This is a genomic window from Paenibacillus sp. CFBP13512 (assembly GCF_005233705.1).
Lineage (GTDB): Bacteria > Bacillota > Bacilli > Paenibacillales > Paenibacillaceae > Saccharibacillus > Saccharibacillus nuruki.
In genome coordinates, this window is the sequence record NZ_QGAD01000012.1 from 76,205 (window position 1) to 101,521 (window position 25,317).

Annotated in this window: 22 protein-coding genes; 6 read left to right on the top strand and 16 right to left on the bottom strand. The window is 38.3% G+C overall.

All coding sequences use genetic code 11. The features are described from left to right. Positions 1-120: 120 nt before the first annotated feature. Positions 121-1,689 carry an SAM-dependent methyltransferase gene (locus tag PaeCFBP13512_RS16845; protein ID WP_137224758.1) on the bottom strand — a complete coding sequence of 523 codons (1,569 nt, stop codon included), beginning with the start codon at positions 1,687-1,689 and terminating at the stop codon, positions 121-123. Between the two features lie 343 nt (positions 1,690-2,032). On the opposite strand from PaeCFBP13512_RS16845, the gene PaeCFBP13512_RS16850 reads away from it, so the two are divergent. The 4 genes from PaeCFBP13512_RS16850 to PaeCFBP13512_RS16865 are packed head-to-tail and all read left to right on the top strand — an operon-like array spanning position 2,033 to position 5,982. Next, positions 2,033-3,109, top strand: coding sequence for an iron-siderophore ABC transporter substrate-binding protein (locus PaeCFBP13512_RS16850; RefSeq protein WP_069326431.1), 1,077 nt, complete (start codon positions 2,033-2,035; stop codon positions 3,107-3,109). Next, a complete protein-coding gene (locus PaeCFBP13512_RS16855; protein ID WP_083243353.1) occupies positions 3,102-4,142 on the top strand; it encodes a FecCD family ABC transporter permease in 1,041 nt (346 codons plus the stop codon). Before PaeCFBP13512_RS16850 ends, PaeCFBP13512_RS16855 begins: the two co-directional genes overlap by 8 nt. Further along, complete coding sequence (locus tag PaeCFBP13512_RS16860; protein ID WP_137224760.1) at positions 4,139-5,170, top strand: FecCD family ABC transporter permease; 1,032 nt, start codon at positions 4,139-4,141, stop codon at positions 5,168-5,170. The genes PaeCFBP13512_RS16855 and PaeCFBP13512_RS16860 overlap by 4 nt, the downstream gene beginning before the upstream one ends. Next, a complete protein-coding gene (locus tag PaeCFBP13512_RS16865) occupies positions 5,170-5,982 on the top strand; it encodes an ABC transporter ATP-binding protein (protein ID WP_137224762.1) in 813 nt (270 codons plus the stop codon). Before PaeCFBP13512_RS16860 ends, PaeCFBP13512_RS16865 begins: the two co-directional genes overlap by 1 nt. Before the next feature lie 145 nt (positions 5,983-6,127). Here the strand turns inward: PaeCFBP13512_RS16865 and PaeCFBP13512_RS16870 are convergent, their stop codons facing one another. From PaeCFBP13512_RS16870 to PaeCFBP13512_RS16880, 3 genes are all read right to left on the bottom strand, one after another. After that, positions 6,128-6,967 carry a hypothetical protein gene (locus tag PaeCFBP13512_RS16870; RefSeq protein WP_137224764.1) on the bottom strand — a complete coding sequence of 280 codons (840 nt, stop codon included), beginning with the start codon at positions 6,965-6,967 and terminating at the stop codon, positions 6,128-6,130. A 110-nt stretch (positions 6,968-7,077) separates the two neighbouring features. Beyond that, positions 7,078-8,229 carry a PQQ-dependent sugar dehydrogenase gene (locus PaeCFBP13512_RS16875; protein WP_137224766.1) on the bottom strand — a complete coding sequence of 384 codons (1,152 nt, stop codon included), beginning with the start codon at positions 8,227-8,229 and terminating at the stop codon, positions 7,078-7,080. A gap of 270 nt (positions 8,230-8,499) precedes the next feature. After that, complete coding sequence (locus PaeCFBP13512_RS16880; protein WP_137224768.1) at positions 8,500-9,612, bottom strand: NADH-dependent flavin oxidoreductase; 1,113 nt, start codon at positions 9,610-9,612, stop codon at positions 8,500-8,502. A gap of 175 nt (positions 9,613-9,787) precedes the next feature. Between PaeCFBP13512_RS16880 and PaeCFBP13512_RS16885 the strand changes: the two genes are divergently transcribed. Continuing rightward, positions 9,788-10,210 carry a MerR family transcriptional regulator gene (locus PaeCFBP13512_RS16885; RefSeq protein ID WP_137224770.1) on the top strand — a complete coding sequence of 141 codons (423 nt, stop codon included), beginning with the start codon at positions 9,788-9,790 and terminating at the stop codon, positions 10,208-10,210. Positions 10,211-10,244: 34 nt separating this feature from the next. On the opposite strand, the gene PaeCFBP13512_RS16890 is transcribed toward PaeCFBP13512_RS16885, so the two are convergent. The 8 genes from PaeCFBP13512_RS16890 to PaeCFBP13512_RS16925 form a co-directional block, all read right to left on the bottom strand. Continuing rightward, entirely contained in the window at positions 10,245-10,718 is a 474-nt protein-coding gene (locus PaeCFBP13512_RS16890; RefSeq protein ID WP_137224772.1) for a DinB family protein, read from the bottom strand. A 234-nt stretch (positions 10,719-10,952) separates the two neighbouring features. Then, complete coding sequence (locus PaeCFBP13512_RS16895) at positions 10,953-12,692, bottom strand: ABC-F family ATP-binding cassette domain-containing protein (RefSeq protein WP_137224774.1); 1,740 nt, start codon at positions 12,690-12,692, stop codon at positions 10,953-10,955. A gap of 1,215 nt (positions 12,693-13,907) precedes the next feature. Next, the gene (locus PaeCFBP13512_RS16900) at positions 13,908-14,891 is read right to left on the bottom strand and encodes a hypothetical protein (protein ID WP_137224776.1); all 984 of its coding nucleotides are present in this window, start codon (positions 14,889-14,891) and stop codon (positions 13,908-13,910) included. Positions 14,892-15,261: 370 nt separating this feature from the next. Continuing rightward, the gene (locus PaeCFBP13512_RS16905) at positions 15,262-16,452 is read right to left on the bottom strand and encodes a DUF6575 domain-containing protein (RefSeq protein WP_137224778.1); all 1,191 of its coding nucleotides are present in this window, start codon (positions 16,450-16,452) and stop codon (positions 15,262-15,264) included. A 15-nt stretch (positions 16,453-16,467) separates the two neighbouring features. Beyond that, positions 16,468-16,854 (bottom strand): hypothetical protein, encoded by a 387-nt coding sequence (locus PaeCFBP13512_RS16910; protein WP_137224780.1) that lies wholly within the window; start codon positions 16,852-16,854, stop codon positions 16,468-16,470. Positions 16,855-17,043: 189 nt separating this feature from the next. Next, positions 17,044-18,279: a Shedu anti-phage system protein SduA domain-containing protein gene (locus PaeCFBP13512_RS16915; protein ID WP_137224782.1), complete on the bottom strand. Its 1,236-nt coding sequence runs from the start codon at positions 18,277-18,279 to the stop codon at positions 17,044-17,046. Positions 18,280-18,607: 328 nt separating this feature from the next. Beyond that, a complete protein-coding gene (locus PaeCFBP13512_RS16920) occupies positions 18,608-19,327 on the bottom strand; it encodes an SDR family NAD(P)-dependent oxidoreductase (protein ID WP_137224784.1) in 720 nt (239 codons plus the stop codon). A gap of 57 nt (positions 19,328-19,384) precedes the next feature. Beyond that, positions 19,385-19,663, bottom strand: a complete 279-nt coding sequence (locus PaeCFBP13512_RS16925; RefSeq protein WP_137224786.1) for a hypothetical protein — start codon at positions 19,661-19,663, stop codon at positions 19,385-19,387. A 229-nt stretch (positions 19,664-19,892) separates the two neighbouring features. On the opposite strand from PaeCFBP13512_RS16925, the gene PaeCFBP13512_RS16930 reads away from it, so the two are divergent. Then, positions 19,893-20,867: a YndJ family transporter gene (locus tag PaeCFBP13512_RS16930; RefSeq protein ID WP_137224788.1), complete on the top strand. Its 975-nt coding sequence runs from the start codon at positions 19,893-19,895 to the stop codon at positions 20,865-20,867. A gap of 129 nt (positions 20,868-20,996) precedes the next feature. Here PaeCFBP13512_RS16930 and PaeCFBP13512_RS16935 read toward each other — a convergent pair whose 3' ends face one another. From PaeCFBP13512_RS16935 to PaeCFBP13512_RS16950, 4 genes are all read right to left on the bottom strand, one after another. Then, entirely contained in the window at positions 20,997-21,647 is a 651-nt protein-coding gene (locus PaeCFBP13512_RS16935; protein ID WP_137224790.1) for a DUF2306 domain-containing protein, read from the bottom strand. A gap of 372 nt (positions 21,648-22,019) precedes the next feature. Next, positions 22,020-22,499, bottom strand: coding sequence for a 23S rRNA (pseudouridine(1915)-N(3))-methyltransferase RlmH (gene rlmH, locus PaeCFBP13512_RS16940; protein ID WP_137224792.1), 480 nt, complete (start codon positions 22,497-22,499; stop codon positions 22,020-22,022). A gap of 287 nt (positions 22,500-22,786) precedes the next feature. Next, on the bottom strand, positions 22,787-24,745 hold the full coding sequence (locus PaeCFBP13512_RS16945) for an acyltransferase family protein (RefSeq protein ID WP_137224794.1): 1,959 nt from the start codon (positions 24,743-24,745) through the stop codon (positions 22,787-22,789). Positions 24,746-25,145: 400 nt separating this feature from the next. Then, a complete protein-coding gene (locus tag PaeCFBP13512_RS16950) occupies positions 25,146-25,313 on the bottom strand; it encodes a CxxH/CxxC protein (RefSeq protein ID WP_069326412.1) in 168 nt (55 codons plus the stop codon). Between the last annotated feature and the right edge of the window lie 4 nt (positions 25,314-25,317).

A 25,317-nucleotide genomic window follows, 5' to 3' on the forward strand; every position in this document is an offset into this window, starting at 1 on the left:
CTCTATCTTTAAAAAACACCACTTTTTTAAATTATATTCCAGAAAAACATTACTTTCAATTATAAAAATTAAAAAAAAGACGAAAAATCAATTCGTCTTTTCTCTATTTTATTAATACTATTATTCTTCCGCCATCAATACCGACATTAATGCCAATGCTTCTTCATGATCCGGTTCAAGGACAAGTAGTTGCTTCAAGTACTCTTCGGCTTGATCCATTAGATCCAGTTCCAGACACGCAATCGCCAGACAGTAATATACGGTCGACACGACTTCCTCTTGCTCTTGAGCAACTGATATTTCTAGATACTGCTTCGCTTCCTCGAACATATCCATTTCAAATAAAATCAGACCGGCATCCAGTGCCAGATCATATCGTTGTGGCATCACATAGAATGCTGACCACATTTTCTGAATCCCCATCCATAGATCTTGCTTTTCCTCATCATTGGCTTCGGGTAATAATGCAGAAATTTGCTTGGTCGTCTGAATAAAGAACTCCGCATCATATCCACCTAAGCGCCAAAAGCTTAAAATTTGTTGCATCCCTAACTCATCCAGATGACGATCGATCCACATTTTCAGACTAAAGAAATCGTCGGGGCCAAAGCGTTCGACTGAACGGCGATAGGCTAATCGTGTATTCGTATATGCTTTGGGCTGTGCTACATGTAAGATACAACCCACATTGATGTTGTTGTAATGATGCGGAACAAATAGAATCTCTGCTCCTTTTTGCTCGAACACATACTGGACAGCATGGTAATTCGCTATTAAAGAAAAGCTACCATGCAACACCAATTCAGGCGGTTCTGCAAATTCCCAATTTTCGATCAAATGATCGCCTTTATCTGCGGTCAGCAACATAAAGCCTGATTGAGATAAAGCATCCAGACGATCCAGACATTCTAGTCCCACTTTGGGAAATAAGATATGTGCATCTTCCAGACGTTCTTGATAGATCGCAATTAGATCACGATAAATATAATCATCTTGCTCATACTCCGGTGCTTTGCGATATTCATAACTCAAGTGAATATGATTGAGTTGTTGTGAGGTAGTGAGTGCTTCGAATTCAGCACCTGTTTTGGAATATTCAATATACACATCAGCTTCATAAATACTGCCTTCGTCCACATAGATCAATTCCTGCGGAATCGCATCGAAAAAGTAATTCGCAATAATCAGGAGCGGTTGTGTGAGATCACCTTGTTGAATGACTTTTCCTGATACGGTTAAATGAAGCGAATCACTTTGCACGGCATCAAATTGAGCAAAATCAAGAATCCCTTGCTCGATAAATGGCTGTAATGCAGAGTGTTCTCTCCATCCGATCACATTATTCATTGCCAGATCTGTCATGACATAGTGATACTCCGGTACATCAATGCCTGCGTATTCTTTTAACTTCTGCAATTCATATAAGACATGGTAAGCCAGACGACCTGCTCCTGCTCCCAGTTCGACAATATAGACAGGTTCTGCACCTAATCCTTGATTCATCTGATCTTGTAAAAAAGCAAAAATCATTTCAGCATAAGCAATCGCTGTAGCAGGATTACTTGTAATGTATTGAGGAACTTGATCATTTCTCCATGCTTCTAAGCCTGCATCTTCGTAATATTTGCGTTGCAGACTCCATATCGGTGCTTCACTAAAACGGTAACGTTGTTGGTGCTGTTCTGTCATTTTATAATATCCTGCTTTCTTGAGATTAATCATCTACGATTTCATTGAAATATCTATAAATATATTGTAAACCACTACCTGCTTATGATGTAAAAAAGTTTATTATAACAATGCTTACATACTTTGGCGAAAAGTGAAGAAATATGATGAATTTCCTTGAATAATTACTGCTTTTTCATTGACACTACTAGAGATAAAACGCTATATTATTGAGGTTGATAATCATTATCATGTATTACATATGCTTATATTTCATTTGAGTTTACTCATTTAAGATAATCAACACCAAAATCAGAGACTAAGTACCATTAACAATCATGTTCGGGTACGAAAGGGGATCACTATGAATACTAGACAGAAATTATCTTTTACCGCGGTACTGATCTTAATCATGTCGATTGTTGCTCTCGTTGGTTGTTCCAACAACCAAGCGGCTTCTACAACAACTCCAGCTCCAACAGAAACAACGAATACAGAGGCAGCCGCTACACCAGCAGATACAACAGAGTATCCAATCGTGATCAAGCATGCTCTAGGCGAGGCTGTGATCGAAAGCAAGCCTGAACGTGTAGCTACAGTGCAATGGGCGAACCAAGATGTAGCACTTGCTCTAGGTGTGGTCCCTGTCGGCTTTTCAGCAGCGAACTTTGGAGTTCAAGATGGTAGTGGACTTTTGCCATGGACAGCCAAAAAGCTAGATGAGCTTGGTGTGAAAAATCCGAACGTTTTCCAAGATACCGATGGTCTAGATTTTGAAGCGATTTCCGATTCTAATCCAGATGTTATTCTTGCAGCATACTCTGGTATTACGCAAGAAGATTACGATACACTCAGTCAGATTGCTCCTGTTGTCGCTTATCCAACAGCTCCTTGGGCAACCACTTGGCGTGAACAAGTATTGCTCAATGCGACAGGAATGGGTATGAAAGCGCAAGGCGAACAATTGATCAAAGACACTGAAAAATTAGTCAATGACAAGTTAAGTGCTTATCCGCAAATCAAAGGTAAAACAGTCGTATGGGTGAATTTCTCCGATACGGATATGTCCAAACTTCATATTTATACACCTGCTGATTCTCGTGTATCGTTCTTAAAAGAATTAGGTATGGATGCTCCAGCAAGTATCACAAAAGAAATCAAAGATCCAAAAAGCTATTCTTTAAACTTGAGTGCTGAAAATGCAGAAGTATTAAATGATGCCGATATCTTAATCGGATATGGCGATGACAAATTGTATCAAGCCGTCAAAGCAGATCCATTGCTTGGTAAAATTCCTGCGATTCAAAGAGGTTCAGTAGCATTTATCACAAGCGATACTCCTTTGGTAGCTGCTGGAACACCTAATCCACTTTCGATTTCATACACCATCGATGAATATTTGAAATTAATCGGTGCTGCTGCTGATAAAGTAAATGGATAGTTCAACTCTTTCAAATGAGAAACACTTACACTCACATATGCCTAAAAACTTCGTATGGGTGCTGATCATTTGCTTGATCTTGCTCGGATTCACTGCTATTGCCTCCCTGGTCTTGGGTTCAAGATCAATAGGATGGCACGAATTAATAGACGGGTTATTTTATCCGAATGTCGATAGTTACGGCGCTAATATTGTACGTAAACGCATTTCTCGCACAGTATTCAGCTTATGTTGTGGAGCAGCTCTTGGCGTATCCGGTGCATTAATGCAAGCAGTCACCCGTAATCCGATTGCTGATCCCAGTATATTAGGAGTGAATACAGGGGCGTCCTTGTTTGTGGTTTTTGGGATCGCTTTTCTTAATATCAGTCATGCCAATCAGTATATCTGGTTAGCTCTGGCTGGAGCAGCGATCACAGCGGTATTTGTATTCGGGATTGGTTCGATGGGTCGTGGTGGAGCTACACCAATCAAGCTGGTCTTAGCCGGTGCAGCAACCAGTGCGGCTCTATCTTCACTCGTAACAGCGATTATGATTCCTCGCTCGTATGTGATGGATCAATTTAGATTCTGGCAAGTAGGTAGCGTCGGCTCTGCAAATTGGAGCGCGATAGCTACCTTTATCCCGTTTTTGGCAGTCGGCTTATTGATTGGCTTTATCACTGCACCTGCACTAAATGCGTTAGCACTTGGTGATGATGTGGCTACAGGTCTTGGTGTACGTACGGGCACCCTACGATTGATCGCCGCTTTGGCAGGAGTTTTATTATGTGGAGCAGCAACTGCACTTGCTGGCCCGATAGGATTTGTTGGTCTCCTTGCTACTCATGTGATACGGCTGATTCTGGGAGCCGATTTGCGGTTTGTGATTCCCATGTCTGCGATCACAGGCGCTATTATTTTGACGGTATCTGATGTCGGCGGCAGACTGATCAGTAATCCGGGTGAGCTTGAAGTGGGAATCGTCACTGCCTTTATAGGGGCTCCTATCTTAATCGTAGTAGCGATGCGCTCGAAAGTGCGTTCATTATGAGCCAAGCTGCGATTGAATTTATCCAAGCAGGCAGACGTCAACGCCATCGCCGCTGGCTCATTGTGACCAGTCTGCTTGCTATCATTGCTGTTGGTCTATGTTGCGCGATGCTTGTACTAGGCAACACCATCTATCCACTGGGTGATGTTATTCGTGCTCTATCAGGAGAAAAGATTAAAGGCGTATCCTTTGCAGTCAGTACGATTCGCTTACCACGTATGTTAGCAGGACTGTTTGCAGGCTTTGCTTTTGGCGTAGCTGGCTATACTTTTCAGACGATATTACGTAATCCACTTGCGAATCCAAATGTGATCGGGATTACCTCAGGGGCCAGCGCAGCAGCTGTTTTTTGTATTGTGATTCTGCATGCTAGTAATGCAGTGATCTCGATTGCTTCTGTGGTTGCAGGGCTAATTACCGTTATTTTTATTTATATATTATCTAGAGGCAAAGTCTTTTCGATTGGACGTTTAATTCTGATTGGTATCGGTATTCAGGCAATGTTGGATGCAGTGATTTCTTATCTGTTATTGATCAGTGCTCAACAAGATATTCCTTCAGCCCTTCGGTGGTTAACAGGTAGTCTGAACGGTTCGCAGATGCGTGAATTACCGCCACTGATCATTATTGTGCTGATCTGTTCACCGCTAATTATTGGACTTAGCAAGCACTTGAGCATCTTAGAATTGGGAGAGCAATCTGCTTTCTCATTAGGTGTGAACACGGATCGCACACGGATTGCACTGATTGTGAGCTCGGTCTGTATGGTGGCGATTGCGACAGCGACTACAGGGCCGATTGCTTTTGTCTCCTTTCTAGCTGGGCCAATTGCCAAAAGATTAGTAGGCGTAGGTTCGTCTAATATTATGCCCGCAGGATTGGTCGGTGTGAATCTAGTGCTAGCTGCCGATCTGATCGGACAATTTGCGTTTGAGTACAGATTCCCCGTAGGTATCATTACTGGATTACTCGGAGCGCCTTATCTGATCTTCTTGCTAATCCGAATGAATCAAAAGGGGGAACTATAATGAAGCCGACACATCTTTTTCAAGCGGAACAATTAGTAGCAGGATATGAAAATAAAACCGTTATTCACGGCGTAGACCTCACGATACCGAGTCACCAAATCAGTGTGATCATCGGTTCAAATGGTTGCGGTAAATCGACGCTACTCAAAACATTAGCTCGATTGATCAAACCTACTTCCGGTCACGTAACACTGGATAGTAAGCCGATTAGCAAATTTCCTGCCAAAGCATTAGCACGTATCATCGGACTGCTTCCCCAGTCTCCTATCGTGCCAGAAGGCATCTCGGTTGCTGATCTAGTCGGTAGAGGACGCTTCCCTCATCAGAAGATGTTCGGAAGCTGGAGCAAAAAAGATTATGAAGCTGTTGCAGAAGCGATGACGATTATGGATATTACGCAATTCGCTAATCATAATATCGACGAGCTGTCTGGCGGACAACGTCAACGGGTCTGGATTGCGATGGCACTCGCGCAACAAACGGATATTTTATTTCTGGATGAACCGACCACGTTTCTAGATATCACCTATCAAGTAGAGATTCTCGATCTGTTGACCGATCTGAATCGCAAGCATGGCACTACGATTGTGATGGTACTTCATGATATCAACTTGTCGGCACGATATGCAGATCATATCTTTGCTCTTCATACGGGCAAGCTGGTTGCAGAAGGTTCTCCTGCGGAAGTGGTCACCAGTGAACGGGTGAAAGAGATTTTCGGATTGGATTGTACCGTGATCGAAGATCCTATTTCAGGTTCGCCATTGGTCGTGCCGAAGGGACGGTATCATGGAAGTGGAGTTACGGTGTAATGATTATTTTATGTAGAGTAAAGTCATTCAATATAAAAAAGAGGTTCTCCTACACTTTGGATTTAGGAGAATCTCTTTTTTATTTGTGATATTGAATAAACTCGTTGAATTATACGAATAAAAGTGACTTCATTATTTTTTATCATTATTTATTCAAATAATCGATAAGTTCTTGCTCTGTTTGTTCCCTATTCAGTTCTGAGTTATCGATGAGCACTTTGTCTATATGTAACTGCTCCAAAATCTCTAATTCCAATCTTCTTCGCACTTGCAGACATTTTATAAGTCCCTCTACCCCACTTAGTTGATAGGCTTTGCCATATTCTTGTTCTGTATAATACCGGATGACAAAGTCTAACCATTCAGAGGATCGTTCTGCACTCACTCGATGTAGTGTTGTACTGATATCTTCTTGATATAGATAAATAAGCACAGGTTGAAGCGGTTTAATGATATCAGCAAGCTCAAGAATATACTGCGTAATGACTGCCTGATCGGCATTACTTTTAGCTAATAACATACACATTGGATTTTGAAAAAAACAACACTCCAAAACAACCACTTCATCCTTATCAGCTACACGATCTACAAAGTCTTTCCAACTCTGTAAAAGCAATTCACAATGTCTGGCTAATGGTAATTCGTAAATATCGTAAGTTGCTATATATGTATATAGATCATCTGGAAATGCATCGTTTAATATCTGTTTTGCTTTTTGATAAAAGAAAAAATAATTGGATTCTTGCGAGTGAACCATTTGCTGAATACACTCTTTGTCATGTTCAAACTGTTGTAATAACGAGCGATATTCGTCCTCATTTAGACAAGCTACACTTTCAAAATCCACAGGATGATCCAGATCGCCTTCAAGAAATACACTCGCTTGTATATGCTGTTGCTCCAAGTACTTTTGAATAAAAGAAGCGGTAGACGTTTTGCCTGCACCCATAAGACCTTCAACCATAATTAATTTTGTGCTCTTCATAGGTGCTCCTTTCAGATTGTATTGAATTTCATCATAACACTTCACCTAAATAAAATGAAAAAGAAGCGATCAGAGCAAGATAATCTACCCTAATCGCTTCTTTTTATGGTTTATTTTAAAATCAGCAAGCGATCATCATTCTTCTCTGGTGTTCCGCCTGCGGTGTTGTTGGTGATCACATAAATCTTACCGTTGTGTACCGCTACATCACGGACACGTCCCACATCTGTTAAGATATCAGTCATTTTTTTGGAAACAGGGTCAAATTCTTTCAGACTCTTACCTGCCAGTGTCGCAACAAGTATCGTATCATCTGGTGTTGTAGCGATACCCGATGGAGCGATCGCTTTGGAACTAGCGACATAGAGTGGAGAAACCATATTTGGTGCGGTTTCGTTACCCATAATCTTAGGCCAGCCATAGTTAGAACCGGGCTTAATGAGATTCATTTCATCCAGACCTGTGCGATCTGTGCCACCGCCCGGGATGGGAGCGCCACTTGGACCATGATCAGATGCATATAATTTGCCGTCAGATGTCCATGCAATCCCTTGCGAGTTACGTAGTCCATAAGCATAGACATATGAATTTTTGATTGGATTGTCTTTAGGGATTTTACCTGTAGATGTCATGCGCAGAATTTTGCCACCCAAGCTTTTCAGATCTTGAGAAAGCTCTCTGCGATTCGTTTCACCGGCGGTACTATACAACATACCGTCTGGTCCAAACGCTAAACGTCCACCTTCATGAATACGTCCACCGGGAATTCCTTCCACTAGCTTGCTTTGTTCTTTCCAGACATTGCCGACTAACTTCACTTTGACAATTCGGTTGAATCCTTCACCATTTTTCTCATACGCATGGTAGATGTAAGCCATTTTATTTTTAGTAAATTTAGGATCAAGGACGAAGCCTGTCAGCCCTGCTTCACCTACAACACGAAGTGGCTTTTTGGTCTGTACTTTTTGTACCGTTTGCTTACCGTTCTTAATCTGGACAATGCCTCCACCACGTTGTGTGATATAGGCAGTATTGCCAGAGAACTGTATAGACCAAGGTACATCTAGCTTGGTAGCTGCTACTGTGTAGCCACCCTTCAAAGAGTCTGTAAGCTTCGATGTAGTAGCAGTTGTAGAAGATGTAGCTGCAACAGCCGTCTGTCCTAAAGTTAACGATTGGATCGTTCCTGTAGCTGTAGATAGAGGTAAAGCGAGTAATAAAGCAACTGTAATCATTTTCCCTTTTGATTTCATATTAAGCATTATATTCCTCCTCTTCCTTTTGTTATTTTTTACCCGTTGAGGAGGTATCTAATCGGAAAACATAGAGAAATATGGATTTTACTTGTTTTTTATTCGCTCATTCGTATTTATTCATTTACTTCATTTACAGGATCAATCTCTACTAAATCCTCATCATCCTCTATTATTTTCTCCAATTGTAGTCAAATTTATGTATCTCAGTAAACAATAAAAAAGAGAACTCACCTAAGAAAGTTCTCTTTTTCATATACTTGTTATATTTATCTTACGTTATGAACGAACATTAAACCAACCGGGCATACCATGAATAATATTCCAAAGTTTTTCAGGAAGTTGTACTTGGGAAGGATCGAGTTCGGAAGTGATCTCAGACTCACGTCCGCTTGCTACTTTTTCAACCCAATCTGGATTCATAATTAATGTATGTCCAAGCGCAATTACTGGTAAACCTAATTCTACATATTCAATCGCTTCATCTGCTGTTGTGACAGAACCTGCTGCTAATACAGGTACTCTACCGTTTGCTTTTTCAAGAATCAATTCAAGTCTTGTTTTATCATCTTGAGCATCTACTGGCTTGGAAGACAAATGATCTAACGAAGCATGGATATAATCCAGATCTTGTTCTACCAGAAAATCGATTAATTCATACGTATCTTGCATACGCAATCCATCTGATTTAGATGATTCTTCTGGCGATAAGCGATATCCTAGCATGAAAGGCTTGGTAGCATGCTTTGCAATAACAGATTTAATTTCTTCAATAATAGCCAATGGAAAACGTAACCGTTTCTCAAGCGTACCACCCCATTGATCTGTCCGTTGGTTAGTCGAAGGTGACCAAAAATTTTGAATTAAAAATCCATGCGCTCCGTGAATCTCAACACCATCGTATCCTGCTTCAATCGCTCTTCTTGTGGTATCTCCAAAGGCTTGAATCATCTCAAGAATTTCTTCGTGTGATAATTTTCTTGCTGCTACTGTTGATCCAAGAGCCGTTACCTCAGGTAGCGATTCACTCGAGCTAACCACATCCAATCCAGGCAAAGCTTTATTGCCTGCATGGAAAATCTGTAAGATCGCAGGGGCTCCTCCACTTTTAGCGGCGTTCGCTAATTGATGCAAACTAGGAATAAATTCATCACTGTATCCAGCAAACTCATGTGTAAATCCTTGTCCATTCGGTGTCACATGCGTACATCCTGTAATCACAAGTCCAACACCATTTACACGTTGTTGGTAATACCTAATTTCTTCATCCGAAACAGTAAGATCCTCATTACTTGCCCATGTGGTCATTGGTGCCATAACCACTCTATTCTTGATAGTCACTCCACTTTTAAAAGTAAAGGAATCAAATAACTTGCTATATTTTTTATTCATATGTTTAGCCCTCTTTGTTTTTTATTTTCTGAACAATACTTATTGTATTAGGTTGTCCTAAGGGCAAGTAAAGGATAATTTTTTATAGCGCTATAATAACTATTTTAGTTTTCTAATTCATTTTCGTGCTATGATTAGGTTACAGTAACTGTAACTAAAGGTGGAGACAAATAATATGACGTATTCTATGAATTATGTAGTCGAAAATGTAAATATATCTGCAAAAACACTACGCTTTTATGAAGATCAGGGCATACTACCAAACATATCTCGTGATGAAAAAGGAAGACGGATCTACACTGAACAAAATATAGACTGGCTTTCTTTTATTCGTTGCCTTCGAGAAACTGGCATGTCTATTGCTAAAATAAAAGAATATAAAGAGCTTTTTGAAGCGGGGAATATCACTTTTGTAGAAAGACAAGACATGTTGAAAGATCATAAATTAGAAATACAAAAACATATTGAAAAAGAACTAAAACATTTAGAAGAAATCAACTACAAACTAGCGATGTACGATCTTCAGGAACACGAAGTCAAAAATAATCCTGATCATGTTTTTAAATGTCATGGTCTGGAAGTAAGTACAATGAATTAATCTAAGGATATCGGTAGATATACAAAACCTTATTTTATTCAAACAACTGCACATTCGGCTCCCGCTTCAATACATGCACTAGCATTGCATGTAACTGTCCACGATGATGGTAGAAATGTGCTTGGGTATCCAGAAGCCATTCATAACGGGAATGCGTTCCACCCCAGAATGCTGTAGTTTGTTGCAAAAGCTCTGATTCCTCCAGCTGTGCTATCCCTTCTTTGAGAAAATCATAATGATGCAATAACGCCTCTGCGATCGCATTCAGATTAGGTGCAGGTTCTGCTTCTTCGTAAAAAAGATCGATCTCTTCCTCAGAGACACCTTTCCCGATCAGAAAGTCCGCTTTGCAAAGTACAGACATATGCGCAAGCAATTCTCCAATAGACATTTTCTCTGCGGTGGGTCTAATACTCATATCTTCATTACTCAATGTGTTCATTAGCTTAACCACAGAATCGACAGCCATATCCATTTGCTTAAAAATCCCCTGACAATAGATGTTCATTGGTATATACCTCTTTTCTTAAAAAAGAATGTTCGATCTTCTATGGATGCAGTCTGCTTTTCTGTATGAAAACAATCGCAATATACTTACTCTACTATACTCTGTATGATCGAATATATACCGAAAAAAAATGGCATTAAAGCTATAAATAAATGTATAGCAAAAAGACACTGCGATGTGATGCACCAGTGTCTTTTTGCTATATAGAGGCTATGCTATTATCTTAGTTGTCCGTTAAACCAACTTAATTAATTCTTCTAGTTCATCTGCCAAACGTTTAGCCAGTTCAAAATTCGTATCTTTTAACGCCAATTCTATTTTCATTTCAACTGCTTTTTTATTTTTTTCTGCTTCCAAATAGCCTTTATCAAAATGGCTATCGTAAATCATTTGTTTGAATTCTTCCATACTCATTTTTTTAACCGTTTTATCTTCAATAATCAACACATAATCCATACCATTCACAACCGAATAGAAATCATGCGAAATCATAATAATAGCACCTTTATAATCTGCAATCGCTTTTTCGAGTGCGATCTGTGTATAGGTATCTAAATGGCTTGTTGGTTCATCCAGAAATAAGATGTTAGCATGACTGGCAGAGACTTTAGCCAATTGAAGCAAGTTTTTTTCGCCACCGGATAACGATTCGATCTTCTGATTCAGAATTTCGCCTGCAAAACCGTAGTCTGCAAGATACGCTATAATCTCCTCATACGTTTTAAATCCTGCTTCGATAAATTCATCCAAAATTGTATTGGAATCTTGAAGCATTTCGCCCTGGAATTGAGATAAATACGCCATTTTGGCATCTGGTTTGATATCAATAGACTCTTTGTTATTATGGAAAATGTCTCGAAGCAACGTCGTTTTCCCTGTACCGTTGGGCCCGATTAGAGCAACTTTATCTCTAGGTTTTATTTTGAAGCTTACATTTTCCAAAAGCAATTCGTCAAAAGAAACGCTATAATCACGGACATTGATCGCAAATCTACTTTCAATCTCATGATCGATATCTAAACGAATATCTGGTTGCTTGATATCCACAAATGGTGCTTTGAGTCGACGCATTTCCAATCGTTCGGTAAACCTCACTCTAGCTTTGAGCGCTCTACCACGGGATGCTTCTGAATTGTACGTCGCGATTTCTCGAAGATTATCGACGATACTTTCGTTGCGCTCAATCTCTTCTGCTTCAGCAACAGTCAATTCTTGTAACTCTATTTTAGTCTGAAGAAGGGAGAAGTTATAGTCGATATAGCGCCCGTCAAACTCTTGCAGTTCTGTGTTTTCAAGGTGGATGATTTTGTTAAAACAATGATTCAATAGATAGCGATTATGCGTAATCACTAGCAACATACCTTTGTGAGAATTGATCAATTTTTTCAATGAATTCAGGTTTTCAAAGTCTAAAAATACATCCGGTTCATCCATAATCATCAAGTCTGGACGCTGAAGCATTTCCTTCATCACTTGAATCAGTTTGAATTCTCCACCGCTCAAGTCGGATACGTTTAGATCTTTGATCTTCATGAGGTTCGCTAGATTCAGCTGCTTATTAATCGTACTTTCAAAATTGTCTCCATCCATCGCATCGAATGCGTCTGAAGCCAATTGATGTCTCTCCATAAGGGCATCCATGTCAGATGTCGTTGCCATTTCAGCATAGATCGCTGTAATCTCATCTTGGATCTTTATAAATTCTTCTGCGATATATTCAAAAACCGTCACTTCTTTGGTTTTATCGACTTGCGAGAACTGACTGACCAGCCCGATTTTGCAATCTGGATCAATCTCTAACTTGCCTTCAAACAAATACCTTTCCACATCCATCAGGATATCGATCAAGGTACTTTTTCCACTTCCACTTGTTCCGATAAAAGCACAATGCTGTCCCTCTTCAAGCGTAAATGAAATATAGTTATAAAGTTCTTTTTGCGGAAATGAGAAGGATAAGTTTTCAACTTTTATCATAGTGTTACCTTTCTGTATAGCTAAAATGGTGATAATTGTATAAGAAGTCTTGCCGAATAAGAGTGTCAATTGTGCCACTCCTCAGAGTAACACGGTTTACGGGTAAGCACAATTGATTTGTGATTTTATACTCTACTATATTACTAATATTTATAAAATAAAAACCACTCCTGACTAGGGAGTGGTCTTACATATCACGAAGCAAAGAATTATCTAAATAGCTCTTTCTCAAATAACCACTACAAATCATAGGACGTATAAGGATTTCACACATTTTATTATAATCTGCTCCTTCTTGAGATCAGATTTCAAAAGAATCGAACTCTTCCTTCGAAATCTGATGATACTCTGGAATGTCTGTTATCCATGTTAACATCTCATACACATAAATATCATCTGCAAATTCCCCTACAGACTAGTATTGATCTGTTTTCATACATATTTAGTCAGTGTATCGGATACTCATAGTTATTACTCATCCTTTTATTGATTTTCATTTTTGTTTAGATATAAAGATCATTTATGATCACTTCGTCATAAAATATATATATGTAAGCAAAGTTAATATTTATATTTATATCACACGTATTAGCATAAAAAATACTAAGCAATCCAATTTTATTTAACAATTAAGATGTTTTTGGTTTTTTATTTAGATTTACATGTATAAGTTTTTTATTTAAGCTAACTTCGTATTCAAATCTATAATCCATCTTATATGTAAAAATTAATACCCAATCTTTACTAATTCTCTATTATTATTTTTATTGCGTTTGAATAAATAGAAAAATTTTCCAACAGGTTCCTTATAAATAGGATATAGTTTATCTTAAATAGTTATGGAAGATTTTCTAAATGGTGTTTAACATTGTCTCATGTATTCCCTTTAAAACCCTAACCAAAATATTCATCTGCTTTAATAGCAATAAATAAATCTTTTTGTAAAGATGATATTTTTTTCTTTGTGCACTAGCTTATTTAACTCATCCTCTAAAGCTTATAGAAAGTATGTCAAAAGAAAAACTACTTTGAATTGGTTAATTTCAAAAATATAGTCCAAGTTATTGATAATATTGGACAAAAATTAAGAATATTGATTGTTATTTGATAATTCTCAAAAATGACTTCGCGCCTAATTATGGTATGGCTCACCACGCTTTCTGTAACAGCAAGTTTTTCTGTTAGTTGTAAATAACTCTACTTTCCTCCTTTAAGTCATATTTCTTCATCAGTCTGTACCATTCTTTCTTGAATTTTTTCATATAACACATGTGCAAGATCGAAAAGTATAATTAAATTTTTTTTATCGCATTCACTTCCTGTATCATGAGAAAAATTATTTGCGAGATTAATCATCTTCTGTTGTAAATTTTCAAAAATCACATCGTCCTTAAGATGCTTTTTTAACTTACCTAAAACATTATTTCCATAATGATCTTCTGGTAGAGAGTAGCCATAGAATATGCAGTAATATTTTATTGATGATTCAAGAATCGTTCTGATTGTATTGCCTGTAGATCTGATTTCATCTAGTTCAGATTGTTGTATCATATTGATTTTCTCTTTCACTTTTTGTAGACGTTCTCCCACATAATCAAGAGTAGTGTACATGAGAATTTTTTGAGATAACAATGTATCTCTATGATTCTCTTTAGGTTGAAGTAAAAAACTGAAAAAGGGAAGATTATGTAATATGCATTGGTAAGTCTTTTCTTCTTTCTGATATCTAATAATCGTAAAAAAATCTTCTAGATTCTCTTCAATATAAATTTGATTTGAAGTGAGTTTAGTTATCTCCAAATGCTTTCGCACTTCTTTCAAATCTGCGATACTGGGCATGATCAACAGATAGAGATGTCCATTTAAATCAAAAAAATTAATCATCTGTATACTACATAGCGAAAATATATAATGAGCACCAAAAATCGCCACATCTTCCTCATAATCTTCAGGGGCTGTGCACCTCTCAAAATCTTTCCAAATGAGATGTGTATAGTTTCCATTAAGTTCGATTTCAAATAGATTATCATAGTTATATAGCGAAAAGTGGTCTACATTAAAATGTCCACTTGTTCTCTCATACAAATCTTTAAGAAATGAATAGCAGATTTTGTTTCCATACAGCATTTCTGGACAATCATACTTTGTCCATATTTCATTGAAAGCTTCTTCACTCATTTTATTTCTCCAATCAGCCATTAAAATCCCTCATATCAATATTTATTTTAAATTGCTATTTTAACGAACATATTTCAACAGTATGCGATGTGCTGGTACTAAATTCTCAAAAGCTTGATAGAATTTGATAGGAGAATAAAATAATTGAAAAATTCGCTATGAATACAGATACTCGTAGTGGCAAACAGGCATATAGTAAAGCGGAAAAAACAGCTAATTATATACCGTTGATTGGATGCAATATGAACTCAAAGCCATTAAGTTTAAATTTGAAGTAACCAATAACCATACTTCTGAATTCTAAGTAAAAGTATTATATTTCTGAACTATCTGAAAATGCTGGTTTGAAACAAATAACAAGATTAGATCACATTTAAATCATCTAGTCTTGTTATTTATTTTCTTTTATATTTAACAGAGAGTAAGATATCTTTTCTTCACTTGTAGCTGGATTTATCTCAATATTTTCCTCAATTGCTGCAACAACATTGTATGTGGGAACTTTGAAAAAAATACCGCTGGCCACTTTCTCTAACAAATCATCAGATAAAGTACCTTTATAAATCTCTCCTTCAATTGATACAAATTCAAAACTGGAACGCTTCTTATTCTTATTTGTCTGAACACCTATTAAGCGTAGATCACCTATCAATTCTAAATTTTGAACAGTGTCCTCTCCTTCTAGATTCATAATACCTATAGCAGAACGAATATCCTGTATTGACAAGCTCGCTACCCTTTTCTCCCTAAATGGCGAACCCCACTCTGCTTTGAAAGAGATATTTGCTTGTTCAAGCGCTTGTAAGAAAAAACGATATCTTACGATGGATCTACTTTGCAATTTCTTTAATATCGCTAATAGATTTTCTTTAATAGCACCAGCTTCTATTAGATCCATTAATGTACTCAATGCATCGTGTACAGAAGTAGGAACCAAGCCATTGTATTTTGCCTCTAACCTTATACCAACAGAAGCTGCAAAATTACCTGCATAATACATAGTAACTCCTTCTTTTGTAGTTGCTGGAATTCTGCCTCTTGTTGCGACATCCTTATGAGCTAGTGTCTCTAAGATACCTTGAGAACGAAGTAATATTAGACCTAAATCATTTGCCGAAATTGTTTGAGAGTGATGACCATCATTAAGATATAGTAAGAAGACATCTCTAAAGGCTTGTTCAGCATCTCTAGCTACATCCAAGTCTAATACAGGAAGACGTCTTTCAGGGAGATTTAAAACAACATCTTTTGCTGGTAGATCGTGCTCAGCCAACTCATTACAATAACGTATATTTGCTGTACCTTTTGAATCATCAAATGGAGTAGTTATCTCCCAAATCCATCCTTGTTCAGCTAATAATAAAGAATCTCTCAATGAAATTTTACCAGTTCGAACAAATTCAACTCGTAATTCAGTTGAAGGTATAAGAAACCATTTCTCGCAGAATTCATCATCGTCAACAAGATGAACAACGTATTTCAAATTAGTCTTATCGACACACAAAAAAATATATGGTCTGTCATAAAACAAAAAATGTTCAATAACACTCATGATTCCTAGAGGTGTAACGAAGGGTTCCATAAGATATCTCCCCTATTAAATTACGCTAAAGTGGTCTATTACGTCTTTATCTTCAAAAATCCAATATGTTAAATGTGATGTTCTTTCTTGTACAGGTGTATTTCTCGTCATTCCATATTCTGGATCTGTTCTTCCGACAGCTATTTTCTTCTTTGGCAGGTTATTACGCTGAAAGTAAATAGAACCTGCAAGTACTTCATTCTGTTGAATAGCATCATCATATAATTCAAAGACAGATAGCCCACACGCTTGGCATGCATCCCCTCTTACCTTACGTCCTTGTTGAGATAAGGCGATGAAATCACTTCTCAGAGGGGGATTATTGTCAACTAATCGAAAAACTTCTACTGATTTCCCTATAGCATTGATTGGGCATCCTTCTGGGAAATGTTTCGGCCACATTATAATAGTATCCTCCAGATAGGCAAAATATTAAACATAGAATATTTCAATATTTTACCATAGACACTATTATAAAAATAGTATATTTATCCTACATTAAAAAGATGTAATAATTTAATAGTCATAAACAAATTTAGTTGCTTACTAAATAATTAAATTGGATTTTTTGTAATAATATTCTACTTTTAATTAGCTATAAAGCATGCTAATAACATAGTCTACAAGATCATCGTAAGTTCTAATTGCAAACTCTTTGTAATCATTTTGAATAGACTTCCATTCGTCACTTTCAATCATCCATCTTCTTCCTATAACTAGCCACCTCTTAGGATGATGTACTTTAATACCATATTTATCCAAAACATATTCACGGTTTCTTGGATCTTCAAAATATTCACGGTATGTCCTCGTTTGTGCAATATATGAACTAATCTCTGCACTAAAAGCCTCTCTATTTTCACGTCCTACTATCATTGATGTTTTGATGTTTGGCAATTTAAACTCAACTATATCTGAAAAACCGTTGGGTTCAGTTATAAAGAAATCTGGGCGTATAGCCTTTTTTGTAGAATCATTTGCCCAAACACACTCTTTTTCGGTATATAACTCTTTTGCAAAGAAGACCATTTTTAAAATAAACTGATTTTCCGGTTCTGATAAGAATCTGGTTATTTGTGTTTCCGTCACCTTTGATGAACTAAAAAGCTCTACAAATCGGTTTAGTTGGATGAGTTTTGGATCTCTATACCCTGATGGAGTAGGAAAAACAATGTTAACGTCCTTCCTTGCGCGTTCTTCTTGATCTTGCCAAGGATAAAATTTTAATTGGTCTAATTCGTCATTATGAGGTATCATATCCACTGGGAAAATATCCAACCACTTAATATGCCTAACCATTAATCCATGAGCATCTCTTCCATAAAAGAAACAATTTATGAACCTATGGTAAGATTTCTCAATCAAATCAAGACCAGCAATATTAAAATCTATCATCATCGGCTGGGCATCAAAATTCCAACCATTTTGTTCAAGTATTTCATACGCATCGATTGATGGTAAATATATATTTTCATTGAAATTCATAGAAGGATAGCGTTTTGTAGGATCATTACCTAATTCAAAACCAATTACCGCATCCATTAGATTTTCTGTGTACGTACAATCATGTATTTCTACCGTTAACTTATAATTTTCATCGAGATTTTTTTTTTGAACAGAACCTACGTATTCCAAAGCCATATGATTTTTCCCAAAATAAAACACAAGCTTCTCTGGATTAAGTAGAAACGAAGGAAAAGTGTCTTTTAAATGGGGTTTTTCATCAAGAATAGTCCACATTCTCTTCCAGTAATTAGTAAGCATGTCTTGTCCAAATATCGTTACAAATTCTTTAAACGAATATAAAGCTTTTCCTCTCTGTTCCATAATTCACCTACTTTGCTTCATAAAATGTATTGTCATCTGTCGATAATTATTATTTTACATCCTTATTATGAGGATTTTCTATAACTATGTATACAATAATAAACAAATGAAAAGTTCTAACCCTGCGAATCATCAAAATCCAATAAAGCATTAACACGCTAAACTTAGCCAGCCTTTTACTATTCTTACTATCAATATATAAAACCACTTTAAACAACTGCATGACGAAATAAGCTATACAGATGATCGCCTCTGTGTACTCAGATACGGGTATATCTTCATTCGGGAAGCATGAGACAATCTGTACGATGAGTCTCTTTAGAGTCAATTAACCGTTGCTATCTAACATTGCCGGCATGTTGATTTCTTTGACACAAGAAGCTTTGGACAGATTCATCACGCATTTGACTAAAGAAATCAAATCTTGAAGGGGAATCTGGGTTCCACCATATGTAGACAACACTTTTTCAATTCCATCTTCTAAGGGAATTTGGGTTGCAATTTCACCCGGATTTATACAAGTGACACCGATTCCATATTTCTTTACATGCTCTCTTATCGAATTGCCAATACCACGCAAACCAAATTTGGAAGCTGTAAATGAGACTTGTGTGAAATCATTATGTTCCAGACCTGCTGTAGAACCAATCAAGAAAATCTTGGCGTTATCTGACTTTTTCAGATTCGGTAAAAGCTTCTGTATACAGGTAATCGCAGAAGTAACATTGATATTAATAATGTTCGCAATTTCAGCGGGATCATCTTGCTCAAAATCATAGTCGTCTCTGAACCCTTTGCTCTCCCATATGCCTACATTGTATATCAATACATCGATAGTAACACCGTTCAATGTATTCGCAATGATATGACTTGCATCAGGTTTCGCCAAATCCGCTTCAATCCAATATTTTTCAATACCATCTTCAACATCTAAACTGTTAGGGTACGTTCTAGAAACCACCCAGACACGATCACCTTTTTCAGGTAATCCTTCAACAAATGCTTCACCCAATCCTTTACTGGCTCCAAAAATAATAAAATTTTTCATAACGTATCCTTTCGATATCATTTTTCACTACTTATGATTAAACATCATTTTACCCATTTACATATCACGAAGCAACGAAGGATCTAAATATGCTTTTCCCAAATAACCACTACAGAGCACAGGACGGGCAAGGATTTCATACGTTTTTGGATACTCGGGTGCTTCTTCAGACCAGATTTCAAATGAATCGAATTCTTGCTTTGAAATCTGATGAAACTCTGAGGTGTCAGTTATACCTGTTAACATCTCAAATACATAAATATCATCGCCAAATTTCCCGACAGACTGGTATTGACCTGTTTTCATACGTACATAGTCGGTATATCGGATACTCATGTTATCACTCATCCTTTTATTGATTCTCTATAATCTTATATCGTACGAAATTGTAATGTTCTGTTTAACAATGGCTTTATCCTTGCTTACAATACGACTCGGTAGGACAGGTTTATCGACGAATAACTATGTTAAACTATTAAAAAAGCATCTTCCAGCTATTACAAAAAATGCTTTACAACCAAATAGAGGTAAGTATAACGCTAAGCCTAGTTAGAAAGGAGCTTCCATGCGTCGTTTCCAGAAAAAACGGATGACATCATTATTCGTACCGATAATTCCAGGTGCAATCATCATTATTGTAATATTTTCTCTTGATTATTTCCAATTTGAACTCGTTGAAAAATTTTTACTGTTTGCCGCTTTTGTTATTGTACCTCTAGTTATTTTATTGTTGAAATATGATGAAAAGAATACTCCTCAACGGATCATATTTACTACTATGAAGCTGTTTCAATTCCCTGCCGCGCTTTTTGTTCTAGCCTCTATGATGAGCAGTAGAGTTTGGGAGTTACAAGGTACATCTATACAGGGTGCACTTTCACTAGGTTGGCTATTGCTCACAGGGCTGCTTTGTATGTACGGGATAATCAATATAGTGATACATAAGGGAAAAATAGCAGAAACGGCGATTGGCGCGGGACTCATTTACTTTTTTATCGGGGGTATTTGGTTCACCCTTTATCAGTATCAATTGAACGTCTTTCAAGCTAATCCTGACACCCATGCATTAAGTTCGGTTCACTTCCATTTTTCGTCTGCTATTGTTCCGATTTTTATTGGTATGCTCGGACGGATCATGACGAAGAAAAGCTGGTATCCATGGGTCGTTGCTATCGATATTATAGGACCTATCTTGATCGCGATCGGTATGATTTTCTCCAAGCCCATCGAGTACATTGGTGTCACTTTGTTTGCTTGCAATATTGTGCTTTACACCACATATCTCCTTACGTACTTGAAGCGAAACACATTATATAAAAAAGCAACCTACTTTTTAGTTCTTTCTTGCCTTGCCTTCTACATCGTTATTATCGTTTCGATGTTCTATCCGTTGCTAAAAAAGAGATTTGCTTTAACCATACTTGATTTCATTCCCGTTTACGGATCACTGTATGCATTTGGATTTGTTTTATTTGGATTAATCGGGTGGATATACATGTTAGACTTTCTCAAGGAAAAAAAGCTTTATAACTATCAGTAGCTTTATAGGCAATGGCGAAATTTAAATTTTCTCGTAGCTTAGAAATAGCAAATATAAATCAATTCCATCCTCATACCTATTTCACCGTACACAAAATAAAACTGCGCTATGGATGCGCAGTTTTATGGATCATTTTGGCGTGGCAGTTGTAAATCCTTGTTCCCGCCGCAACCTCATTCTGTAAATCACAGCTTCTATGACGAGCAGATTAGGAATCCAACAAACCCAAGCAACAGCCCGAAAGCCTGCCTCGAAATCGCCAAACAGGATAATCAGCGGCGTTAACCAGATTCGAAGCATGACCGCTGCAAAAGTAAGCGCATAACTACGAAGCATCCATTCTTTATGAGCTTGGATGTCTTTGGCTATAATTTTTCTTATTGCAATAAGCGTAGTCGCAACCCACAGTACATCGAGCGACATGAACCCAAGCCCGGCAATCCAACCTCCTGTCGCAAAAATGGATAAATACACATTTACGATCCCACTAACTATAATCGAAAAAACATATACGTACCCGAACAGGCGATGCCAACGTTTTCTAGCATTTGTTGGAGTTATAAATAGTTGAAAGGGGCCTATAATCAAAGCAAATATCGCGGTGAAAATATGGATGTATAGTACATATATCCATGGTTGGAGTTCAAAATTTGGCTTTTGCAATTTGAAAGACACAAGTCCAGCATCACTAGCTTGAAGAAAGCCATACTGAACAATAGCATATCCGGCAATCGCAAATGCGAGAACGAACACGAGTCCCCTAATTATTTTATTTCCCATATGAATGACCCTCCTCTGTTGTTGTATGCTAATGAAGCCTGTCATTTGTGTAACATACACGCATTTTCAAAAAGCTCTTTCCTATCGGTAGGATGTTTACTCTAAGTATAGGGGATTGAAGACTGTGGTCTTTGCCTTTTTCGTCGGAGTCTTTGCCTAATTCAACAGATTTCATCGTTTAATAAAAAAAATCCGCTAGGCTCCATGCCCGCGGAAATTAAAAATAAGTTTACGTATGCGTTTCACTTCAACTGTTGTTAGTCCTAATGCCACCTTGTGATATCTCTAGTTGGAGGGACTGTTTGTTGTCAGAATAATAGTTCTAACCTGTTTTGCAGTCGCTAGCTGTGCGGTAATCCTCAAAAGTTCGCCTTACTTATGATAAGGCTCCCCACGGTTAATCTTCACCGCCCGATACACCTGTTCCACAAGCACCAACCTCATCAACTGATGCGGTAACGTCATGCGTCCAAAGCATAACTTCTGCTGTGCTCGCTTCAACACCTCATCCCCAAGCCCGTGACTCCCACCGATCACAAACACCACATGACTGCTACCATACGTCCCTAACCGATCCAGTTCACTCGCTAGATCTTCCGAACTCCATAGCTTCCCGTCCAGTGTCAATGCAATCACATGCGCATCTGGCTTGATCTGTGACAGTATCCGTTCGCCTTCTTTGTCCTTCACAATCCGTACTTCGGCATCGCTTAACGTATCCGGTGCTTTCTCGTCGCTCACTTCAATCGTCTGGAACTTGATATACGGTGTAAGACGTTTGCTATATTCTGCGATTCCTTGTACTAAGTATTTTTCTTTTAATTTGCCGACCCCAATAATCTGTATATGCATGATGTTCTCCTTTGACTATCCTTTGGCTCATCGTGAGCCTGTTTACTTTTAAGTGTACACTATCTGGTCTGGGGCAAGCATCTCTTTTCCTACTTATAGGTATAAGCTCATTATTCTACTCATCTAAATACTCTGATAAATTGAAAACTCCCCGCACGCTAACTGTATCTCAGTCGGCATGCAGGGAGCACTTATGAATCCATCTTTTCTTTTATCGGCAGTTAGTAATAGGTTGTGAATACCTTTTTGAAATAATAATGGATTTATTTACTTTATATCCCATATTACTATTTTAATGCTTTGACTACCAATGCTGCATACGCTCGTGCACCCGATGGATTCAAATGGACACCATCTGGAGCAAAGTAAGAATCCTGTCCAGCACTTGCGGAATACCAGTCGATAATCGTAATACGTGAATCTTCTGCGGCGGCATCGCTGAGTGCTTGATTGACCATACTTTCCCACGGGCGAGGAACACGTGTATTGACTACAATAATCTTCTTCACACTATCGCTTTTCAGATCAGCTAGAAGATCGTCTAATTGTTCTTTGGTAAATGATCCATTGGTTCCGAGTTCCAAGATCACTTTGTGACCCAATTGTCCGTTACGTGAAAGCTGTTGAACAACGCCTGATGCTTCGGTTAATTGTCGTCCAATTTTGCCGTCGATCACAATACCCGGCATCGCTTCACTGAGATAAGGAGCCACATCTAACATCACAGAATCGCCGATTGCGCTAATACCTTTACCAGAAATGGTATCGATTTCTGGCGTTTTGGCAGGCTCTTGATGGGTAGACGTTGATTTTTTCTCTTCGGTACCTGTTTTACTGGTCTCGGTGGTTGGTTGTTTACTTTCTGGTGAATGCTCTGTTGTTGCTTCCGGATCTGCTGTAGGCTGATCGGTTGACGTGCCTGACTTCGATGATTCGGTAGGAGTAGGATCTGTTGTTGCTGAGTGAGACGATACATTTTTAGGTGCAGGTGTAATCACTTGGGCTTGATTGACTGCATTCTGCGCTACGGCTGTCTCTTCTTTATCTGTTGTAATTAGATGACTAATGGCTGTTGAAGCTAAGACGAACACGACGACAATCACAGCGCCATGCAACCATCCTCGAGACGTCATATGCTGTAACCGATATCTTAAGCGAAGACTACGGAATCCCTGATGACGAATCGGTTGTTCTACATATCTCCACGATAACTCTGCCAGTAGCAGACTTACTCCGACCTGTATCATACTTTTGATAATAGAAGGCTCTGTTGTACTGACCTGTGAAGTCGAGAGTGTAATGACTGGAAAATGCCATAGATACAGTCCATACGATCTTTTACCTAACCAACGTAAAGGCTTGCAACCCAGTACAATCGCAAGGCGACTTGCTGGATGTGCCAGTACAGCGATAAGCAGTGCTGTGATGATTGCGATCAGTACCATTCCACCACGGTAAAGGAACGGCTGATACTCATTCGTATGCCAGATCATCCAGCCGAGTAGGAATAGAGTGCCGACACCGACCACATCTAATACGGTACGTGCTTGATTGGAGACACGTGCTTTGAGCTTGGCACTTGGCCATACAATCGCAAGCGATGCTCCAATTAATAAAGCGAAGATGCGTGTATCTGTTCCATAATAGACACGGCTTGGATCACTACCCGGTTCGTATAATACAGCCATTAACAATGCTGAGATTGCAGCTAGACTCAGAATCCAACCGGCTAGATTGATCCGCTTCGGTAGGAATTTCAGCCCTAATGCAAGTAGCAATGGCCAGATCAGATAGAATTGCTCTTCGACAGCTAACGACCATAGATGACCTAGCGGTGAAGCTGGACCGAAGCTTTCGAAATACGAGACTTTATGGAAAATAAACCACCAGTTGCTCACATACAGTAATGCGGCAGGTACGTCTCCCACTAGAGCAGGCAGACGGGAATGGTCTACAACCAGACACCACAAGACGACTAGAATAACCATAGCGAACATCGCAGGCAATAAGCGTCTAGCACGTCTCATCCAGAAGTCGATCAGATCGAATCGTTGATGACGTTCCCACTGGCTTGCAAGAATATCTGTAATAAGATAACCGGATAATACAAAAAATATACCGACACCTAGTAGCCCACCCGGTGCCCAATCTATATTGAGGTGATACAGTACCACTGCCATAACGGCAAAAGCACGTAACCCATCCAGTCCTGACATGTAACGGTGTTCTTGAAGCGGCTTAGACATGACTGAACCGCCCCTTATGTAAAAGTGCCCAGATCCTATTCATTTCTTCTACCCTTTCTGTACATGTTCCTCATTTATTTACCCATTTTCTATTCTTTTATTATATACAAGCCTACTATGCAGAGAATCTCAGCAAAGTTAAAAAATAATGACAGTAACGTCAAAGTATTGATCACCATACCATATCAAAAAGCACATACACTCTGTTCGGGCAAAAGGAAATAAGGAACCGTGCTTACGGTTCCTGCCCCTTTTGATCCGTTCATGATCTGTACGTGCTGGTTAGAATGCCTATTGGTTATAAATTCATGATTACATTCGTTTGATTTCTCTATCTACAACGTCATTTCATGAATGCTTAAGTCACTGTATAGTAGTTGCGATCTTGTTACCTAATCGGTCAGACAACTAAAAATTCAGCATGTTGTTCGCAATAACTACATTTTGCAGGCGGGTCCCAGTCCGAAAATTCGGTCTCTTTTAGATCGACAACATCCGGTGCTTCTTCCAATTCATCTACGAATTCTTCCAATGCTTTTTCAATGTGTTCTTTACATACGACATACATCAAT

What these genes read in the sequence shown, in the direction of transcription:
- PaeCFBP13512_RS16845 (WP_137224758.1), bottom strand. Translation starts at nt 1,689, where the DNA reads ATGACAGAACAGCACCAACAACGTTACCGTTTTAGTGAAGCACCGATA.
- PaeCFBP13512_RS16850 (WP_069326431.1), top strand. Translation starts at nt 2,033, where the DNA reads ATGAATACTAGACAGAAATTATCTTTTACCGCGGTACTGATCTTAATC.
- PaeCFBP13512_RS16855 (WP_083243353.1), top strand. Translation starts at nt 3,102, where the DNA reads ATGGATAGTTCAACTCTTTCAAATGAGAAACACTTACACTCACATATG.
- PaeCFBP13512_RS16860 (WP_137224760.1), top strand. Translation starts at nt 4,139, where the DNA reads ATGAGCCAAGCTGCGATTGAATTTATCCAAGCAGGCAGACGTCAACGC.
- PaeCFBP13512_RS16865 (WP_137224762.1), top strand. Translation starts at nt 5,170, where the DNA reads ATGAAGCCGACACATCTTTTTCAAGCGGAACAATTAGTAGCAGGATAT.
- PaeCFBP13512_RS16870 (WP_137224764.1), bottom strand. Translation starts at nt 6,967, where the DNA reads ATGAAGAGCACAAAATTAATTATGGTTGAAGGTCTTATGGGTGCAGGC.
- PaeCFBP13512_RS16875 (WP_137224766.1), bottom strand. Translation starts at nt 8,229, where the DNA reads ATGCTTAATATGAAATCAAAAGGGAAAATGATTACAGTTGCTTTATTA.
- PaeCFBP13512_RS16880 (WP_137224768.1), bottom strand. Translation starts at nt 9,612, where the DNA reads ATGAATAAAAAATATAGCAAGTTATTTGATTCCTTTACTTTTAAAAGT.
- PaeCFBP13512_RS16885 (WP_137224770.1), top strand. Translation starts at nt 9,788, where the DNA reads ATGACGTATTCTATGAATTATGTAGTCGAAAATGTAAATATATCTGCA.
- PaeCFBP13512_RS16890 (WP_137224772.1), bottom strand. Translation starts at nt 10,718, where the DNA reads ATGAACATCTATTGTCAGGGGATTTTTAAGCAAATGGATATGGCTGTC.
- PaeCFBP13512_RS16895 (WP_137224774.1), bottom strand. Translation starts at nt 12,692, where the DNA reads ATGATAAAAGTTGAAAACTTATCCTTCTCATTTCCGCAAAAAGAACTT.
- PaeCFBP13512_RS16900 (WP_137224776.1), bottom strand. Translation starts at nt 14,891, where the DNA reads ATGGCTGATTGGAGAAATAAAATGAGTGAAGAAGCTTTCAATGAAATA.
- PaeCFBP13512_RS16905 (WP_137224778.1), bottom strand. Translation starts at nt 16,452, where the DNA reads ATGGAACCCTTCGTTACACCTCTAGGAATCATGAGTGTTATTGAACAT.
- PaeCFBP13512_RS16910 (WP_137224780.1), bottom strand. Translation starts at nt 16,854, where the DNA reads ATGTGGCCGAAACATTTCCCAGAAGGATGCCCAATCAATGCTATAGGG.
- PaeCFBP13512_RS16915 (WP_137224782.1), bottom strand. Translation starts at nt 18,279, where the DNA reads ATGGAACAGAGAGGAAAAGCTTTATATTCGTTTAAAGAATTTGTAACG.
- PaeCFBP13512_RS16920 (WP_137224784.1), bottom strand. Translation starts at nt 19,327, where the DNA reads ATGAAAAATTTTATTATTTTTGGAGCCAGTAAAGGATTGGGTGAAGCA.
- PaeCFBP13512_RS16925 (WP_137224786.1), bottom strand. Translation starts at nt 19,663, where the DNA reads ATGAGTATCCGATATACCGACTATGTACGTATGAAAACAGGTCAATAC.
- PaeCFBP13512_RS16930 (WP_137224788.1), top strand. Translation starts at nt 19,893, where the DNA reads ATGCGTCGTTTCCAGAAAAAACGGATGACATCATTATTCGTACCGATA.
- PaeCFBP13512_RS16935 (WP_137224790.1), bottom strand. Translation starts at nt 21,647, where the DNA reads ATGGGAAATAAAATAATTAGGGGACTCGTGTTCGTTCTCGCATTTGCG.
- rlmH (WP_137224792.1), bottom strand. Translation starts at nt 22,499, where the DNA reads ATGCATATACAGATTATTGGGGTCGGCAAATTAAAAGAAAAATACTTA.
- PaeCFBP13512_RS16945 (WP_137224794.1), bottom strand. Translation starts at nt 24,745, where the DNA reads ATGTCTAAGCCGCTTCAAGAACACCGTTACATGTCAGGACTGGATGGG.
- PaeCFBP13512_RS16950 (WP_069326412.1), bottom strand. Translation starts at nt 25,313, where the DNA reads ATGTATGTCGTATGTAAAGAACACATTGAAAAAGCATTGGAAGAATTC.